This is a genomic window from Kribbella sp. NPDC055110 (assembly GCF_053607525.1).
In genome coordinates, this window is sequence record NZ_JBSGTS010000021.1 from 122950 (window position 1) to 138839 (window position 15890).

Sequence of the window (15890 nt, forward strand, 5' to 3'; positions counted from 1 at the left end):
AGGGGATGAAGAACGTGACAGACGCGTTGATCGACCGGCTGCGGGGCGAGGTCGCCGGACCGGTGCTGACACCGGGTGACGAGGGGTACGCCGAGGAGCTGTCGGGGTTCAACCTGGCGGTGACGCACACACCGGAGATCGTGGTCGGGCTGACGTCCGAGGACGATGCCGTCGCGGTGGTCCGCGCCGCCGCCGCGACCGGTACGCCGGTCCGCGTGCTGGCGACCGGCCACGGCATCCCGATCCCGATGCAGGGCGGGATCGTGGTGACCACCAACCGGATGACCGGCGTGAGTGTTGACGCCGAGGAGCAGGTCGCGCACATCGCCGCGGGCACCCGCTGGGCCGAGGTGATCGCGGCGGCCGCACCGCACGGACTGGCACCGATCGCCGGCGCGTCCGACGCGGTCGGCTGCATCGGCTACACGCTCGGCGGCGGCCTCGGCCCACTCGCCCGCACGTACGGCTTCTCGTCCGACTGGGCCCGCTCGTTCCGCGTCGTGACAGCGGCCGGCGAGGTGGTGACCGCGAGCGAGACCGAGCACCCGGACCTGTTCTGGGCGTTGCGCGGCGGCAAGGGCGGGTTCGGCATCGTCACCGCGATGGACTTCGGGCTGGTCGAGATGCGCACGCTGTACGGCGGTTCGGTGTTCTTCGACGCGGAGCACATCGCGCCGGCGCTGACCACCTGGGCCGAGTGGACGAAGGACCTTCCGGAGAGCGCGAACTCGTCGGTCGTGATCCTGCGGCTGCCGCCGCTCGAGTTCATCCCCGAACCGCTGCGCGGCAAGACGGTGCTGAGCGTCCGGTTCGCGTACGTCGGTGACGCGGTCGACGGCAAGAAGCTTTTCCGGCCGATCCGCAACGCCGGTCCGACGCTGATCGACGCCGTCGGCGAGATGCCGGCGAGCGACATCGCGCTGATCCACAACGACCCGAGGGACCCGACGCCGGCGTGGGACCGCGGGCTGCTGCTGGACGACCTGGACGCCGAGTTCATCGGGGCGTTCCTGGACGTGGCCGGCCCGGAGCAGCAGCTCCCGTTGATCGCGGTCGAGCTCCGGCACCTCGGCGGCGCCACGGAACGCGACGTCCCCGAGGGCAGCGCGGTCGGCGGGCGCAGCGGAGCATGCACGCTGACCATGATCGGCGTACCGGATCCGAGCCTGTTCGAAAAGGTGCTTCCGGCAACGGTTGACGGGATTCTCGGCCGGCTCGATCCGTGGGTGGGCGAGGAGACCACGGTGAACTTCGCCGGCGGTTTCGCGCTGCCGGGATCGTACGAGAAGTCGTGGCCGGCCGACACGTTCGCGCGACTGGCCGACGTACGGGCCGCCTACGACCCGGACACGCTCTTCCCGTTCGGGCCGCGCCAAGAGTACTCGGGTTCGTAACCGAGCAGGCGGCGGGCCTTCTCGATCGACAGCAGGGTCTCGTTCGGGCCGAACGGGCGCTTCACGGGTACGCCGGGGAACACCTCGGCGAGGAGCTCCTCGTTCGGCCGGGACATCACTGTGTCGGCGTTCGCGACGATGAACACGTCCGTCCCGGTCACGTCGTACTCGAGCGCCTTGCGGACGGCCTGGGCGCCGTCGCGGGCGTCGATGTAGCCCCAGAGGTTCCACTTGCGCGCCTGGGCATCGGCGTCGAACGACGGGAACCGGGTGTAGTCCTCGGGATACATCACGTTGGAGAAGCGCAGCCCGATCAGCTTCAGGTCCGGATGCCACCGGCAGAGCTGCCGGGCAAGCTCCTCCTCCAGCGTCTTGACCAGCGAGTACGTGCTGTTCGGCCGCGGCGGGTAGTCCTCGTCGACCGGCACGTACGGCGGGAACTCGTCGAACGGCAGACCCAGCACGGTCTCGCTCGACGCCCACACGATGTTCCGGACGCCGGCCCGCAGCGCCGCCGAGAACACGTTGTACGTCGCGGTCATGTTGTTGTGGAACGTCGCCGCGTTCGGCCGCAGGCCCGGCGCCGGGATCGCGGCCAGGTGCACGACCGCGTCGACACCGTCGTGCCGGTCGTCGATCCCGGCGATCGCCTCGTAGGTCTGGCCGAAATCGGTCAGATCCACCCGCGTCGACGTCACGTCGGCGCGCGCCGCCGCAGCCTGGTCCAGCGCGACCACGTCCCACCCGTTCGTGACCAGGTGATCGACGACCGCCCGCCCGAGCTTCCCGCTACTTCCAGTGACTGCGACCCGCGCCATCGGGCAATTCCTTCCAGCCGTCAACTAATCCCTTGCCGATCATTGCACGCAGGTCCGGTGCCGTGGGATTGCCGGCCAGTCCGTGGACTAGGCTCGACGGCGTGAAGCTTGCTGGGCGGATGGATCGGCTGGGCACCGAGTCTGCGTTCGAGGTGCTGGCGAAAGCGAAGGCCCTGGAGGCGCAGGGCCGCGAGATCGTGCACCTCGAGATCGGCGAACCGGACTTCGACACGCCACCGCACGTGATCGCCGCCGCGCAGCAGGCCCTGGACAAGGGGTACACGCACTACGTCCCGGCGCCCGGCATTCCCGAACTACGGACCGCGGTCGCGGACTTCCTCGACCGCACCGGCCGGCTGCGCACGACACCCGACCGGGTGCTGATCACGCCCGGCGCGAAGCCGATCATGTTCTTCACGATCCTGGCGCTCTGCGAGGAGGGCGACGAGGTCCTCTACCCTGATCCCGGGTTCCCGATGTACGCGTCGATCGCGTCCTTCGCCGGCGCGACGCCCGTACCGGTGCCGCTGCGCGAGGAGAACGGCTTCGTCATCGACCCCGAGGAACTGCGGTCGCTCGTGACGGACCGGACCAAGCTGCTGATCCTCAACTCCCCGCACAACCCGTGCGGCAGCGCGTCGACGCCCGAACAGCTGGAGGCGATCGCCGAGATCGCGATCGAGCACGACCTGGTCGTCCTGAGCGACGAGGTCTACTGGGCACTCCGGTACGACGGGGAGCACCACAGCGTCCTCGACCTCGACGGGATGGCGTCGCGGACCGTCCTCCTCGACGGCTGGTCGAAGACGTTCGCGATGACGGGCTGGCGGCTGGGCTTCGGTGTGTTCCCGGAACCGCTGGTGGAGCCGGTGACGCGACTGATGATCAACTCGGTGTCGTGTACGTCGGCGTTCAGTCAGCACGCCGCGATCGCCGCCCTGGAAGGACCGTGGGACGCCGTCGACCAGATGCTCGACGCGTTCCGCGAACGGCGCGAGGTGATCGTGTCCGGGTTGAACGCCGTACCGGGTGTGTCCTGTGTGGAACCGGGTGGTGCGTTCTACGCGTTCCCGAACATCAGCGAGCTCGGCGTGTCGGCGGCGACCCTGTCGGATCGGCTGCTGGACGAGGCCGGGGTCGCGTGCCTGCCCGGTACGTCGTTCGGCGGGTACGGCGAGAACCACCTGCGCTTCTCGTACGCGAACTCGGTCGAGAACATCCGCCGGGCCCTCAACGCGTTCACGGAACTCGTGACAGCGCGTTGAGATAGTCGCGGCTGTCCCGGAGCGCTGTCATCACGTCGGTGTCGCACCGGTCCAGTTCGACGATGTGCCAAGCCACCGACGGGTTCGCGTCGAGGATCGACCGAATGTCCAAACTGCCCTGCCCGACCGCGACCATCGCGTCCTCCGGCGCCTTCGCCGGCCCGTCCTTGACGTGCAAGAACCGGACCCGATCACCGTGCTCGCGCACCACCACAGCCGGATCCACACCCGCCAGCGCCGCCCAGTACACGTCGACTTCGAGCAGCACGTCCGGGCTGAGCCGCTCCAGCAGTACGTCGTACGCGCGTCGGCCGTCAGCCAATCGGGAGAACTCCGACCAGTGGTTGTGGTACGCGATCTGCATCCCGTAGGCCTTCGCGTTCACAGCGCCCTCGTTCACCCGCTCGACTCCGCGCGCGATGCTGTCCTCGGTCGCGAACTCCTCCGCTTCGAGGCTCCACGCGAGGACCGGTGCGCCGAGCTCGCTCTGCTCGTCGAGGACGCGCCGCGCATCCGGTCCGGCCGGGAACGGCGCATGCGAGCTGCACAGCTCGAGCCCGAGCTCGTCGAGCAGTTGCCTAACGGCGGTCGGCGACAGGTCGTGCAGTCCGTACGCCTCGACTCCGGCGTACCCCATCTCGCTCAGCTGCCGCAGCACGCCGGGGAAGTCCTGCTGCGCCAACGCGAAGACCGACCAGAGCTGTACTGCGATCGGACGCCTCATACCCGAACTCTACGAACTGCTGAAGTTCTACCCGGCAGCCGCGGTGCGCTCGACGACGAACGGCGTACTCAGCTGACGGCGGCTGGGTTCATGGACGCGGCTTCTTCTTCAGCTCCGCCTCTTGGCGACGGACCTCCGCCTGGGTCGCGCGTTCGTGCTCCAGCCAGTCCGGGTTCTCGTCCCGGATGGCCTCGATGTCGTCCGTGGTCAGCGCCTCGGTGATCCCGGCCCGGGCGAGGCCGCCGATCGAGACGCCGAGCCTCGCCGCCACCACCGAGCGGGGGTGCGGCCCGGTCCGCCGCAGCTCCCGCAGCCACTCGGGCGGGTCCGCCTGCAGCGCGTTCAGCTCGTCCCGCGACACGACGCCCTCCTGGAACTCCGCGGGCGTCGCCGGGAGGTACACGTCCAGCTTCTTCGCCGCCGTGGCAGGCTTCATGGTTTGGGGTGTCTTGCGCGCCGTCATGGCAGCAGCGTAACGCCCGGTAACCTCGGAACTGTGACCGGATTCCGGCTGGGCTACGTCCCCGGCGTGACACCCGCCAAATGGGTTCGGATCTGGACGGAGCGACTCCCCCGCGTCCCGCTCGAACTCGTCCAGGTCTCGGCCGCCGAAGCGCCCGATCTGGTCCGCCGGGGTGAGGTCGACTCGGTCCTCCTGAGGCTCCCGATCGATCGCACCGGCCTGCACGCGATCCCGCTGTACGTCGAGCAGACGGTCGTGGTGGTGCCCAAGGACCACCTCGTCACCGCAGCCGAGGAGGTCACCGTCGACGACCTCGCCGACGAGCTGATGCTGCACCCGCAGGACGACGTACTCGACTGGGAGCACCCACCCGGCCGGCTCATAGACGAGCGCCCGGTCCGGACCGGCGACGCGATCGAGCTGGTTGCCATGGGCACCGGGCTGCTCGTGGTGCCGCAGTCGCTGGCGCGGTTGCACCACCGCAAGGACCTGACCTACCGCCCGCTGACCGGCGTACCGGAGTCGCAGGTCGCGCTGAGCTGGCCGGAGGACGAGACCAGCGAACTGGTCGAGCACCTCATCGGCATCGTCCGCGGCCGCACCGTGAACAGCACCCGCGGCCCCGCGACGCCCAGGCGCCAGAAGAAGCCGGCACCGCAGGCTCCCAAGCAACCGGCCCGACCGAAGAAACGCCGCCGCTAGCCACTGGAAATAAGTTGAGGCTTCAACTATAATCGCTATATGGCGATCTTCCGGTTGAACCACGCGGTCCTGTACGTGCGCGACGTCGCGGCGAGCGTCGCGTTCTACCGAGACGTCCTCGGCTTCGGGTACACCGAGACCGGTGACGCCATCCCCGGCGCGGCGTTCCTCCGGGCACCCGGGTCGAGTAACGACCACGACCTGGGCCTGTTCCAGATCGGGTCGCAAGCCGGCCCGTCGGGCGCCGGGCGGACATCGGTCGGGCTCTACCACCTTGCCTGGGAGGTCGACACCCTCGGCGACCTCGAGGAGCTGGCCGGCGCTCTCAGCGAGCACGACGCCCTGGTCGGCGCGTCCGACCACGGCACCACGAAGTCGCTCTACGGCAAGGACCCCGACGGCCTCGAGTTCGAGATCGTCTGGATCATCCCCGCCGACCTCCTCACCGACGAGGACCGCAACAAGACCGGCATCTCCCGGCTGAACCTCCCCGCCGAAATCACCAAGTACGGCCGCGACGCCCGCAGCGGAGTAGGCATCTCCCGCGTCGGCTGACCCTCAACCACGCACGATGTGGTCGGCGATGCGGAGGGCTCCGGCGAGGACAGTCAGGACTGGGTTTACGCCTCCGTTGGTGACGTGGACGGAGGCGTCGGTGATCCAGACGTTGTCGTGGTCCCAGAGCCGGCCATGGGGATCGGTGACCGATCGGGCCGGGTCGTCGCCCATCCGGCAGGTCCCCGCCTGATGCTGCCCGGTGCTGGCGCGCCCCACCGTCCCGACCTCGCCCACGGACGTCCGGATCGCGCCCGCTTCCTCGAGCCAGGCCTTCGCCTTGGCACTCATGAAGCGATGGGCGCGGACGTCCTCTGCATGGATCGACCCACTCGTCACGACCACCGGATTGCCGAACCGGTCGACGACGGACGGATCGACGCGGACGCGTGATTCCGCCGACGTGACCTCCTGGATCGGCCCGACCACCCGGAGCATCCGCCGTACCTCACGCTGCATCGCCTGCACGCTCTCCGCACCGGCCGGCGGGATCAGCCCGGCGCCGGTCAGATAGTCGTACGCCGACGCGGGCGTCGGCACGAACTCGTTGGCGAGCATGCCGCCGCCGACAATCCCGTCGTTCCCGTGCCGGAAGTCGCAGGTCGCGATCGAGACGCCCGGCCCAACCAGATCGACCACCTCGTCCTCGAACAGCCCGACCGCACCGGCGTACACATGCGCCTGCAGGTGCCGGCCGACCTGATCCCGGTTGTTGCCGATCCCGTTCGGCTCGCCGTCGTGCGCACTGTTCAGGAGCAGCCGCGGCGTCTCCGAGGCACCCGCGGCGACCACCACCTCCTCGCACGCAACGGTCCGTCGCCAGATCCCGCAGTACCCGTCACTCGCGACCAGTGCGACGCCGATGACCCGACCAGCTGAGGTGACCAGCCGCTCGGCTGTCGTCTCGGTGACCAGCGTGCAGTTCCCGGTCGCGAGCGCCGCGGGCAGCGCGGTGTTGTGTGTCCCGGCCTTCGCCTCCACAGGGCAGGCGAACCCGACGCACAGACCGCACCGCACACATCCGGAGCGCCCTTGGTAGTCGACCGAGTTGATCAGCAGCGGTACGTCGAGAGTTCCCCAGCCGAGCCGCTCGGCAGCTCCCGCCAACAGGTCAGCCGGCCCGGTACGTGGCAGCGGCGGCATCGGAAGCGGGATCGACCGCGGCCCGTGCCACGGATCCACTCCACCACCACTCACCCCGAACCGTTGCTCCGCCAACGAGTAGTAAGGCTCCAGGTCGTCGTACGAGATCGGCCAGTCGGCGAGCGCACTTCCCTCCGGTACGCCGTACGTCGTGGCCATCCGGAAGTCCTGCGGCACGAACCGCCACGCCTGCGCGCCGTACACCCGTGTGCCGCCGCCGACCGTGAACGCGTTGTTCCCCCACCCACCGTCGGGCGGCAGCACCTCGCTCCGCACCCCGTCCACCACCGACACCCTCGGCCGCCCCGCCGGGTCCGGATCCGTCACCGCCGGCAGACCCGTCACAGACCGCGGATTCCGCAGGTGGTCGCGCGCCAACGATTCCGTCGACGGGTAACTGCCCAACTCGACCACCAGCACCGACCGCCCCGACTCCGCCAGCACCTGAGCCGCCGCGCCCCCACCGGCCCCCGAGCCGACCACCACGCAGTCGTACCGCTCGACCAACTCGTCCCGAGGCGTCACCCGCAACTCGGTCTGCACCGGAGCGAACTCCCCACTCCGCCATCCGACCCGCTCCCAACTCGCCGGCTCCGCGTAGAACCCCTGCGCAATCAACCGAACGAGCCAGTCCTGATCCTCACCGGCCAGCGCACGCTCCACCCGTCCAACCCAGTCGGGCCGATCCTCCGTCAGCACCCGCTCGACAAACCCCGCCGCCGCCCATCCCTCCCCCGGCAGCACGAACTCCGCCAACCGCTCCAACTCACTCCGCTGCTGCTCAGACAAGCGCACGCCCAAAATCCTTTCACGCACACCGGGCATCCGTGGCGACTACGGATCCACTACGGAGCGAGGTAGGTGGCGATCGTGTGGGCGCAGTCGACGGATTCCGCGTGCGAGCTGTCCACCTCGACGTCGTACGTGACGCCCTCGTGGACGACGTACGCCTGCTGCTCGGCCATGCCGCGGGCGCGGTTGCCGCGGGCGAGTTCACGCCCCGCGGCGATCTCCGGGGCGCAGTGGACACCGACGAAGATTGCCTCGAGCTCCCCGATCGCGTCCCGCCAGCGCTGCTGCGAGCCGGCGCCGCCGAGGAACACGTCGTCGACGATCACCCGGCCGCCGGCCCGGCACATCGCCACGATCCCGGCGGTCCAGGCCGCGTCCAGCTCCCGGAACGCGGGCCCGACCGACACCGCGCCGTCCGGCCCGACCTCGAGGCCGCCGTCCATCACGGCGGGCAGCGCGTCCACGAAGTCGTCCACACTGAACCCGAGCCAGGGCTCCGGCAGCACCGCCTGCAGACACCGCACGATCCCGGTCTTCCCGGAACTGGACCCACCGTTGATGATGATCAATCGAGCCGTCACGCCCGCAAGGCTAGAGCGTTGTCCACTGCGCCCTCGACAGGTTTCCGCCGTGCCAGTCCGAGGAACGGCACCGCCAGGAGCTGGATCGCCGCCGACACCAGGTACGCCGGTCCGTAGCCCCAGACGTCCGCGGTGCGACCGAGCGTCGGCTGGATCACGACCCCACCGGCCGAGCCGAGCAGACTGTCGAACGACAGCACCGTCGCCCGCTGCGCCGACGGGATGTGACTGTTCAGGTACGCCTGCCGCACCGGTGACATCGCAGCGAACAACGTGCCCCACACCATCAGCAGCACCAGCGCCACCCCGAACGACGTCACCAGGCCCATCACCGCGATCACCACGCCGGACGCGACGATCGCCCCGATCAGGATCCCGATCCGGTCGTGGACCAGACGGGACAGGTACGACGCGGACGCGCCGCCGGCGATCTGTGCGCCGGCAACGATCCCGGCGGACAGGCCGGCGACCGCGTACGAGCCGGTGTGTCCGTACAGCTGGAGCAGATACGGCTGCGCGGCGTAGAAGCCGTAGACGCTCACCCCGGCCGTGAACGGCCCGGCCAGCATCACCCAGCGGACCCGCCGGTTGAGGAGTCCGTGCCGGAGCGACGCCCGGACGATCCCGGCCATTTCGATCCGCACCGAGGTCCGCGGCGCCGGGGTGAAGCCGATGTCCCGCATCGACCGCCACGCGACCACGAACGTAGCCATCAGCAACAACGCGCGAACGACGTACGGCATCCCCAGGTTCGTCAGCTGCGCCAGCACCCCGCCGCCGATCGAGCCGGCCATCATCGCGATCCCGTTCGCCACCTGCCCCTTCGCGAACGCCGCGTCCAGCGACCCGGCGTACCCGGTCGCGTGCAGCCCGTCGACCAGCCACGCCTCGGTCGCGCCGCTGAAGAACGTGAACCCGAGACCGAGCAGCATCGACACGACCGCCCAGAGCACGAACGGCGCGTGCGTCCGCCACAGCACCAGGTAGAGCAGCGTCGTCCCGATCAGGGTCGCCGTGCCGAGGAGGTACGACGCACGCCGGCCGACCGTGTCCGCGACAACGCCGGTCGGGACCTCGAACAGCACCATGCCGGCGGTGAAGAACGCGTTCGCGGCGAACGCCTTCCCGATGCCCAGCCCGGCGTCGAGCAGGAACAACGTGTTGATGCCCCAGATCATCGACGACGCGCCCGTCGACACCACGACCAGCGTGAGATAGGTCCGCAGTACTCGCTCGGCTGTCATATCGGGTACGTCGGAACCGCGGCCGACGGCTCGACATGCACAGCGCTAGCTCCCCGGGCAGGTATCGTCCCGGGACGTGACGAACCCTCAGGAGCCGGGCACTCCGGCCCCCCATACCTCTGTTCGCGACACTGTGCGACTGGCCGTGGTGGTCGGGGCACTGGGTGTCGTCTTCGGCGATATCGGGACCAGCCCGATCTACACCCTCCAGACGGTTTTCAACCCCGACGACCCGCACCCCGTGCCGGTCAGTGACGCCAACGTGTTCGGGGTCGTGTCGCTGATCTTCTGGTCGGTGATGATCATCGTCACGGTCACGTACATCCTGCTGGCGATGCGCGCCGACAACGACGGCGAGGGCGGCGTGATGGCGCTCATCACGCTGCTGCGCCGCTGGCGTTCCACGCACCCGGGCCGCCGCCGGGCCGCGACCATCCTCGCCTCGGTCGGGCTGTTCGGGGCGTCGCTGTTCTTCGGTGACGGCATCATCACCCCGGCGATCTCGGTGCTGTCCGCGGTCGAGGGCCTGAAGACCGTCGAACCGTCGCTCGCCGAGTACGTCGTACCGATCACCGCGGTGATCATCACCGTGCTGTTCCTGGTCCAGCGCCGCGGCACCGAATCGGTCGGCCGGGTCTTCGGGCCGGTGATGATCGCCTGGTTCGCGGTGATCGGCGCGGCCGGGATCGGCGGCATCGTCGAGCACGCGGCGATCCTCAAGGCGCTCTCCCCGACGTACGCGATCGGGTTCCTGGCCGGGCACTTCCACATCGCGTTCTTCGCGCTCGCGGCGATCGTGCTCGCGGTCACCGGCGCGGAGGCGCTGTACGCCGACATGGGCCACTTCGGCCGCCGCTCGATCAGTCGCGGCTGGCTGTTCCTGGTCTTCCCGGCCTGCACGCTCAGCTACCTGGGTCAGGGCGCGCTGATCCTGAAGGACCACACCAACATCAGCGGCCCGTTCTTCCTGCTCGTCCCGGCGTGGGGCCGGCTGCCGCTGGTGCTGCTCGCGACCGCGGCCACCGTGATCGCGTCACAGGCGGTGATCACCGGCGCCTACTCGGTCGCGTCGCACGCCGCGCAGCTCGGGTACCTGCCGCGACTCCGCGTGACGCACACCTCGGCGACGACGGTCGGCCAGATCTACGTCCCGTTCGTCAACTGGCTGCTGTTCGTCTCGGTCCTCACGCTGATCTTCGCGTTCCGCAGTTCGGCCGCCCTGGCGTACGCGTACGGCATGACGGTGACCGGCACGATCAGCATCACCACCTTGCTGTTCTTCTACGTCGCGCACTACCGCTGGAACATCCCGAAATGGCTGATCGCGATCGGCGCGGTGCCGCTGCTCTCGATCGACCTGCTGTTCATCGGGGCGAACCTGACCAAGCTGGTGCACGGCGCGTGGCTGCCGCTGCTGATCGCATTGATCGCGTTCACGGTGATGACGACCTGGCAGCGCGGCCGCGAGGTCGTGACCACCGAGCGGGAGCGCGCCGAGGGTTCGCTGCAGGAGTTCATCGACCAGATCCGCTCCGGCAAGATGCCGATCCGGACGGTCCCGGGAACGGCGATCTTCCTCAACCGCGGCGGCACCAGCGCTCCGCTCGCGCTGCGGGCGAACGTCGAGCACAACCAGGTCCGGCACGAGCACGTGGTGATCGTGGCGATCGACACCGAGCCGGTGCCGCGGGTCGCCGAGGACCAGCGGGTCACGGTCGACGACCTCGGGTACGGCGACGACGGGATCACACACGTCACGATCAAGTTCGGGTACATGGAGTCCCCCGACGTACCGGCCGCGCTGGCGACACTGGACCCGGCCGATTCCGAAGGCCCGCTCGATCTCGACAAGGCGTCGTACTTCCTGTCCAAGATCGAGCTCCGCCGCGGCAAGGCCGCCACGATGGCAGGCTGGCGCAAGCAGCTGTTCCTCGCCACCTCACACATCACCGCCGACGCCGCCGAACACTTCGGCCTCCCCCAGGACCGCACCGTCATCATCGGCTCGCACATCGAGGTGTAGACCCAGCGCACCGGATCGCAGCCACCCGCTTCGTGTTCTCCTTCCCCCAATCCCTAGGAGGCGCCACATGATCCGGCTCTACATGTCCATGTCGCTCGACGGTTTCGTGGTCGGCCCCGACGACAGTCCCGAGAACCCGATGGGACGCGGTGGGTTCCGCCTCTTCAACTGGCTCGACGACCGCCACTCCGACGGACCGAGCGGGCAGGTCGTCCGCGAGTCGCTCGCCACCGGTGCGCTGATCGCAGGCCGCCGTACCTACGAGCACGCCGGCCGCTGGCAAGGCGACCACCACGACGGCGTACCGATGTTCATCCTCACCCACCACGTCGACGAGGACGACGTACCGCCGGGGAGCGCTCACTACGCTTCCGACGTCGCCGACTGCGCCGCCCAGGCGCTGGCCGCCGCCGGCGACCGCGACGTGATGGTCCACGGCGCCGGAGCCGCCCAGTCCCTCCTCCGCGCCGGCCTCCTCGACGAACTCGAACTACACGTCGTCAACGTCCTCCTAGGCCAGGGCCGCCGCCTCTTCGACAACCTCCCCGCCGAATACATAGAACTAGAACAAGTCCGCCAACTCCCCGCCCGCGACGTAACCCACCTCCGCTACCGAGTCCTCAAATGACCCCCGAGAAGCACGCGTGACATGCGGTCCGGGGAGTCCTACCCACCTGAAACGACCAGCAGAACTCCCCACACAACCATGCCAGCCGAGAACCACGACGAACTTGCGGCGCGGACCACTTAGAGCCAGGGTGGGAGGGGTTTTGCGGGGGTGCCTTCTGGGTTGGTGACGTCTGCGTAGGGGCGGCCCGCCAGATATGCCGCGACCTCTGGGAGTGGGCCGGTGACTTCCGGTACGTCGGTGCGTTGGGTGCGGATGTCTTTGCACAGCGCTTCGAGGAAGTCGGGTGGGAGGTCGGCGAAGGTGAGGCCGGTGCCGAGGTCGACGGCGTGGATCAGGACCTCGCGGGAGCGCATCCAGGGGATCCGGGTTGCCGGGATCGGGGCGCCCTGCGCGGTCTGGACCTCCGCCTGCCACTGGTCGTCCGTCAACGCCGCCATCGCCGCGTCGAGCCCGGTCGCCGACTCGTCGAACCACGACCGCAGTTCGTCTGCAGAGCGCGACGTACCCGCCTCGATGTCCGCGTTCCGCGCCTCGGGCGACGGGTACATCGGCCGCTCCTCGCCGGTCCGCGCCCAGTGCACGAGGTTCCCGAGCGCCTCGGCGTTCAGCGACAGATGGGCCGCGACGTGCCGCCGCGACCAGCCCGGCAGCAGCGACGGCGCCTCCAGGTCGCGCAGTGCGTCACGACACAGCGCTGTACCCTCGTCGATCCACTCCAGAACCCGCTCCATGAGGCGAACGTAGCCGACCACGGCGCGGGTTCTTGCAGCGGTGGGGTGTTGTGGTGAGACTGACCCCCATGGAGGGGATCCGCGCGTGGTGACGACGATCGGAGTGGTGGGACCGTCGGATCTGGTCACCTCCACCAGCCGGATTATCAAGGGGTTGCGTGGCGTCGAGGTGGTCCCACTCCGGTACCGCCGGGAGACCGACACCCCCAAGGTGATGGCCGACGCGCCGGGCAGCGTCGACGCCTGGCTGTTCACCGGCGTCGTCCCGTACCAGATCGCCGCCGCGCAGGATCTCCTGGACCGCCCGGCCGTGCATGTCGAGTACACCGGCGCCACGCTGATGCGCGCCCTGGTCCAGCTGCTCCGCGAGGGAAACGACGTGAACTCGCTGAGCATCGACGTACTCGACGAGGGCGACGTCCGGGAGACGTTCGACGAGGTCGGGCTCCCGATGCGCGGGGTCCGCGTGCTCCCGTACCGTCCCGGTCTGAGCCTCGACGAGATCGTCGCGTTCCACCATCAGGCCCGCGCGACCGTCGCGATCACCTGTCTGCGGTCGGCGTACGAGAAACTCCGCACCGAGCAGACCACGCTCCGCCTGGCGCCGTCGGTGCACTCGGTCCGGTCGGCCGTGAACAGCCTGCTGCTCGTGCATGACGCTTTGCGCAGTGACGATGCGCAGATCGCGCTCGGCCTGGTGGAGATATCTCCGGACGCAGAGAGCGCTCTGCAGCGTGAAGCCGGCTCTCTCGGCGGCAGCGTCCTCCGGTACGACGACAAGCGGTGGCTCGTGATCGCGACCCGCGGACCGCTCGAACAAGCAACCGCGGCGTTCACGGAGCTCGGCATGCTGACCCGGCTGAAGGAACAGTTCGGGCCGGTCCGGATCGGTTTCGGCATCGGCGGCTCCGGGACCGAGACGGAGGCGCTGGCCCGCCGCGCACTCGGCCGCGCGAAGACCGCCGGGCGTACGGCGGCCGTCGTGTCGCTGCGCAACGACATCGATCTCGTGCTGGTCGGCGGCGCACCGCCACGCGCTCAGCAGCGCTCGAAGCTGCAACTGCTCGCGCAACGCGCCGGCCTCTCGAAGGCGACGCTCGAACGGCTGCAGGAGCTCGTCCGCGCCACCCCGGAGGACGGCCTGACCACGCGTTCCGTGGCCGACTACCTCGGCATCCAGCCGCGGACCGCGCGCCGCGTCCTGAACCGCCTCGAGCGCGCCGGACTGGCGGACGCCACCGGCACTCAGCTCGGCACGGGCAGCGGCCGCCCGCTCGTGGTTTATCGCGTTCACCTCTGACTATTTCCAACGGTTGACGTGCCGACGCACGTCCGGCTAATTTCAGCCATGACCGTAATTCGGTACGTACTGTCCCGGGAGGCCTTGTGGACAAGCGATTCGCACGTCCGACTACCGTTGCCCTAAGCCTAGGATTCGTCTGATGGAGAACAGTCAGCTCGCGCGCGACGGCGGTACGCCGGTCCGCACCGACCCGCTGCCGTCGGTGATGAACGCTAGCGGCCGGCGCTTCGGCGACGACGAGATCAAGGCGGTCGAGCGGGTGCTGCGCAGCGGCATGCTCTCGGCCACCTGGGGAACGGAGGTTCCCGCGCTCGAGTTGGAGTTCGCGTCGCTGCTCGGCGCCGGGCACGCGGTCGCCTGCAGTTCGGGAACGGCGGCGCTGCACCTGGCCGTCGCCGCCGTGAACCCGGATCCCGGCGACGAGATCATCACGACGCCGATCAGCGACATGGGCACCGTGTTTCCGATCATGATGCAGAACGCCGTTCCGGTGTTCGCGGATGTCGACCCGATCACAGGAAACCTGACGCCCGAGACCGTGGCCGCCGCGATCACGCCGCGCACGAAGGCCGTGATCGTCGTGCACCTGTTCGGAAAACCGGCCGCTGTCCGGGAGTTGCGCGAGCTCTGTGATCAGCACGGGATCCTGCTGATCGAGGACTGCGCGCAGGCGTATCTCGCCCCGGTCGGCGACACGTTCGCGGGCCGGATCGGGCATATCGGATGCTTCAGCCTGCAGCAGACCAAGCACATCACCGCCGGCGACGGCGGCCTGGCGGTCACCGACGACGCGCAACGCGCCCGCCGGATGCGGCTGTTCGCCGACAAGGGCTGGCCGCGGGACACCGACGAGCGGACCTACCTGTTCCTCGCCCTCAACTACCGCATGACCGAACTCGTCGCCTCGGTCACTCGCGCCCAGCTGAACCGGCTACGTGGCGTCGTACAGGATCGTCGTACGGCGGCGCTCCGGGCGACTGCCGGGATCGCCGACCTGGCCGGTGTCACGGCCCCGCTCGACGGGCAGGACCACGTGTACTGGCAGTACCCGCTGATCATCTCCGAGGCGGCCGGCGACATGCGCGAGTGGGCCGCGGCGCTGACCACCGAAGGTGTGCCGGCGAACGGCGGGTACCTGACCAGCCCGCTGTACGCCGCGCCCGCCGTCCGCGGGCGAATCACGTACGGTCAGTCCGGGTTCCCGCTGCAGGACGTCTCGTACCCGCCCGGCCTGTGCCCCAACGCCGAGGAACTCATCGACCGCCGGCTGCTAGTCCTCGGCTGGAACGAGAACTACACCGAATCCGACGTCGACGACATCGTCACCGCGATCCGCAAGGTCCACAACGCCCTGTCCCGGAAGGCATCATGACTCTATTGATGCCACGCCTCCGGCGCGGCGGGTCATGGGGCTGTGACTCCCGGCCTTCCCTCGTCGTTCCGGTCGCTTCGCTCCCTCCGCTCCTCAGTCCAGGCCGGGAGGCCCCATGACACTCCCTGTGTCAACCTCACGCCGCAGAT

At 69.2% G+C, this 15890-nt stretch carries 15 protein-coding genes; 8 read left to right on the top strand and 7 right to left on the bottom strand.

The window, feature by feature from the left end; genetic code table 11:
• Window positions 1-5: 5 nt before the first annotated feature.
• The gene (locus ACWF0M_RS28095) at window positions 6-1394 is read left to right on the top strand and encodes an FAD-binding oxidoreductase (RefSeq protein WP_452238714.1); all 1389 of its coding nucleotides are present in this window, start codon (window positions 6-8) and stop codon (window positions 1392-1394) included.
• Here the strand turns inward: ACWF0M_RS28095 and ACWF0M_RS28100 are convergent.
• Window positions 1337-2212, bottom strand: a complete 876-nt coding sequence (locus ACWF0M_RS28100) for an NAD-dependent epimerase/dehydratase family protein (RefSeq protein ID WP_452238715.1) — start codon at window positions 2210-2212, stop codon at window positions 1337-1339. The genes ACWF0M_RS28095 and ACWF0M_RS28100 overlap by 58 nt on opposite strands.
• 101 nt (window positions 2213-2313) lie before the next feature.
• Here ACWF0M_RS28100 and ACWF0M_RS28105 point away from each other — a divergent pair, with 101 nt between their 5' ends.
• Entirely contained in the window at window positions 2314-3477 is a 1164-nt protein-coding gene (locus ACWF0M_RS28105; protein ID WP_452238716.1) for a pyridoxal phosphate-dependent aminotransferase, read from the top strand.
• Here ACWF0M_RS28105 and ACWF0M_RS28110 read toward each other — a convergent pair.
• Both ACWF0M_RS28110 and ACWF0M_RS28115 read right to left on the bottom strand, forming a co-directional pair.
• A complete protein-coding gene (locus ACWF0M_RS28110) occupies window positions 3452-4201 on the bottom strand; it encodes a sugar phosphate isomerase/epimerase family protein (protein ID WP_452238717.1) in 750 nt (249 codons plus the stop codon). The genes ACWF0M_RS28105 and ACWF0M_RS28110 overlap by 26 nt on opposite strands.
• Window positions 4202-4289: 88 nt before the next feature.
• Window positions 4290-4664: a DUF5997 family protein gene (locus ACWF0M_RS28115; RefSeq protein ID WP_452238718.1), complete on the bottom strand. Its 375-nt coding sequence runs from the start codon at window positions 4662-4664 to the stop codon at window positions 4290-4292.
• A 33-nt stretch (window positions 4665-4697) separates the two neighbouring features.
• Here ACWF0M_RS28115 and ACWF0M_RS28120 point away from each other — a divergent pair, with 33 nt between their 5' ends.
• Complete coding sequence (locus ACWF0M_RS28120) at window positions 4698-5366, top strand: LysR family substrate-binding domain-containing protein (RefSeq protein ID WP_452238719.1); 669 nt, start codon at window positions 4698-4700, stop codon at window positions 5364-5366.
• Between the two features lie 39 nt (window positions 5367-5405).
• A complete protein-coding gene (locus ACWF0M_RS28125; RefSeq protein ID WP_452238720.1) occupies window positions 5406-5921 on the top strand; it encodes a VOC family protein in 516 nt (171 codons plus the stop codon).
• Window positions 5922-5924: 3 nt separating this feature from the next.
• Here the strand turns inward: ACWF0M_RS28125 and ACWF0M_RS28130 are convergent, their stop codons facing one another.
• The 3 genes from ACWF0M_RS28130 to ACWF0M_RS28140 are packed head-to-tail and all read right to left on the bottom strand — an operon-like array spanning window position 5925 to window position 9681.
• Complete coding sequence (locus tag ACWF0M_RS28130) at window positions 5925-7859, bottom strand: GMC family oxidoreductase (RefSeq protein WP_452238721.1); 1935 nt, start codon at window positions 7857-7859, stop codon at window positions 5925-5927.
• Between the two features lie 50 nt (window positions 7860-7909).
• Window positions 7910-8437, bottom strand: coding sequence for a chloramphenicol phosphotransferase CPT (gene cpt / locus ACWF0M_RS28135; RefSeq protein ID WP_452238722.1), 528 nt, complete (start codon window positions 8435-8437; stop codon window positions 7910-7912).
• Window positions 8434-9681 carry an MFS transporter gene (locus tag ACWF0M_RS28140; protein WP_452238723.1) on the bottom strand — a complete coding sequence of 416 codons (1248 nt, stop codon included), beginning with the start codon at window positions 9679-9681 and terminating at the stop codon, window positions 8434-8436. The genes cpt and ACWF0M_RS28140 overlap by 4 nt, the downstream gene beginning before the upstream one ends.
• 76 nt (window positions 9682-9757) lie before the next feature.
• Between ACWF0M_RS28140 and ACWF0M_RS28145 the strand changes: the two genes are divergently transcribed.
• Together ACWF0M_RS28145 and ACWF0M_RS28150 are read left to right on the top strand one after the other, a co-directional pair.
• Complete coding sequence (locus tag ACWF0M_RS28145) at window positions 9758-11704, top strand: potassium transporter Kup (RefSeq protein WP_452238724.1); 1947 nt, start codon at window positions 9758-9760, stop codon at window positions 11702-11704.
• A 67-nt stretch (window positions 11705-11771) separates the two neighbouring features.
• Complete coding sequence (locus ACWF0M_RS28150) at window positions 11772-12332, top strand: dihydrofolate reductase family protein (RefSeq protein WP_452238725.1); 561 nt, start codon at window positions 11772-11774, stop codon at window positions 12330-12332.
• 119 nt (window positions 12333-12451) lie between these two features.
• Here ACWF0M_RS28150 and ACWF0M_RS28155 read toward each other — a convergent pair whose 3' ends face one another.
• On the bottom strand, window positions 12452-13066 hold the full coding sequence (locus ACWF0M_RS28155) for a maleylpyruvate isomerase family mycothiol-dependent enzyme (protein ID WP_452238726.1): 615 nt from the start codon (window positions 13064-13066) through the stop codon (window positions 12452-12454).
• 85 nt (window positions 13067-13151) lie between these two features.
• Here ACWF0M_RS28155 and ACWF0M_RS28160 point away from each other — a divergent pair, with 85 nt between their 5' ends.
• Complete coding sequence (locus ACWF0M_RS28160) at window positions 13152-14366, top strand: helix-turn-helix domain-containing protein (protein ID WP_452238727.1); 1215 nt, start codon at window positions 13152-13154, stop codon at window positions 14364-14366.
• Between the two features lie 142 nt (window positions 14367-14508).
• Window positions 14509-15741: a DegT/DnrJ/EryC1/StrS family aminotransferase gene (locus ACWF0M_RS28165; protein ID WP_452238728.1), complete on the top strand. Its 1233-nt coding sequence runs from the start codon at window positions 14509-14511 to the stop codon at window positions 15739-15741.
• Window positions 15742-15890 lie beyond the last annotated feature (149 nt).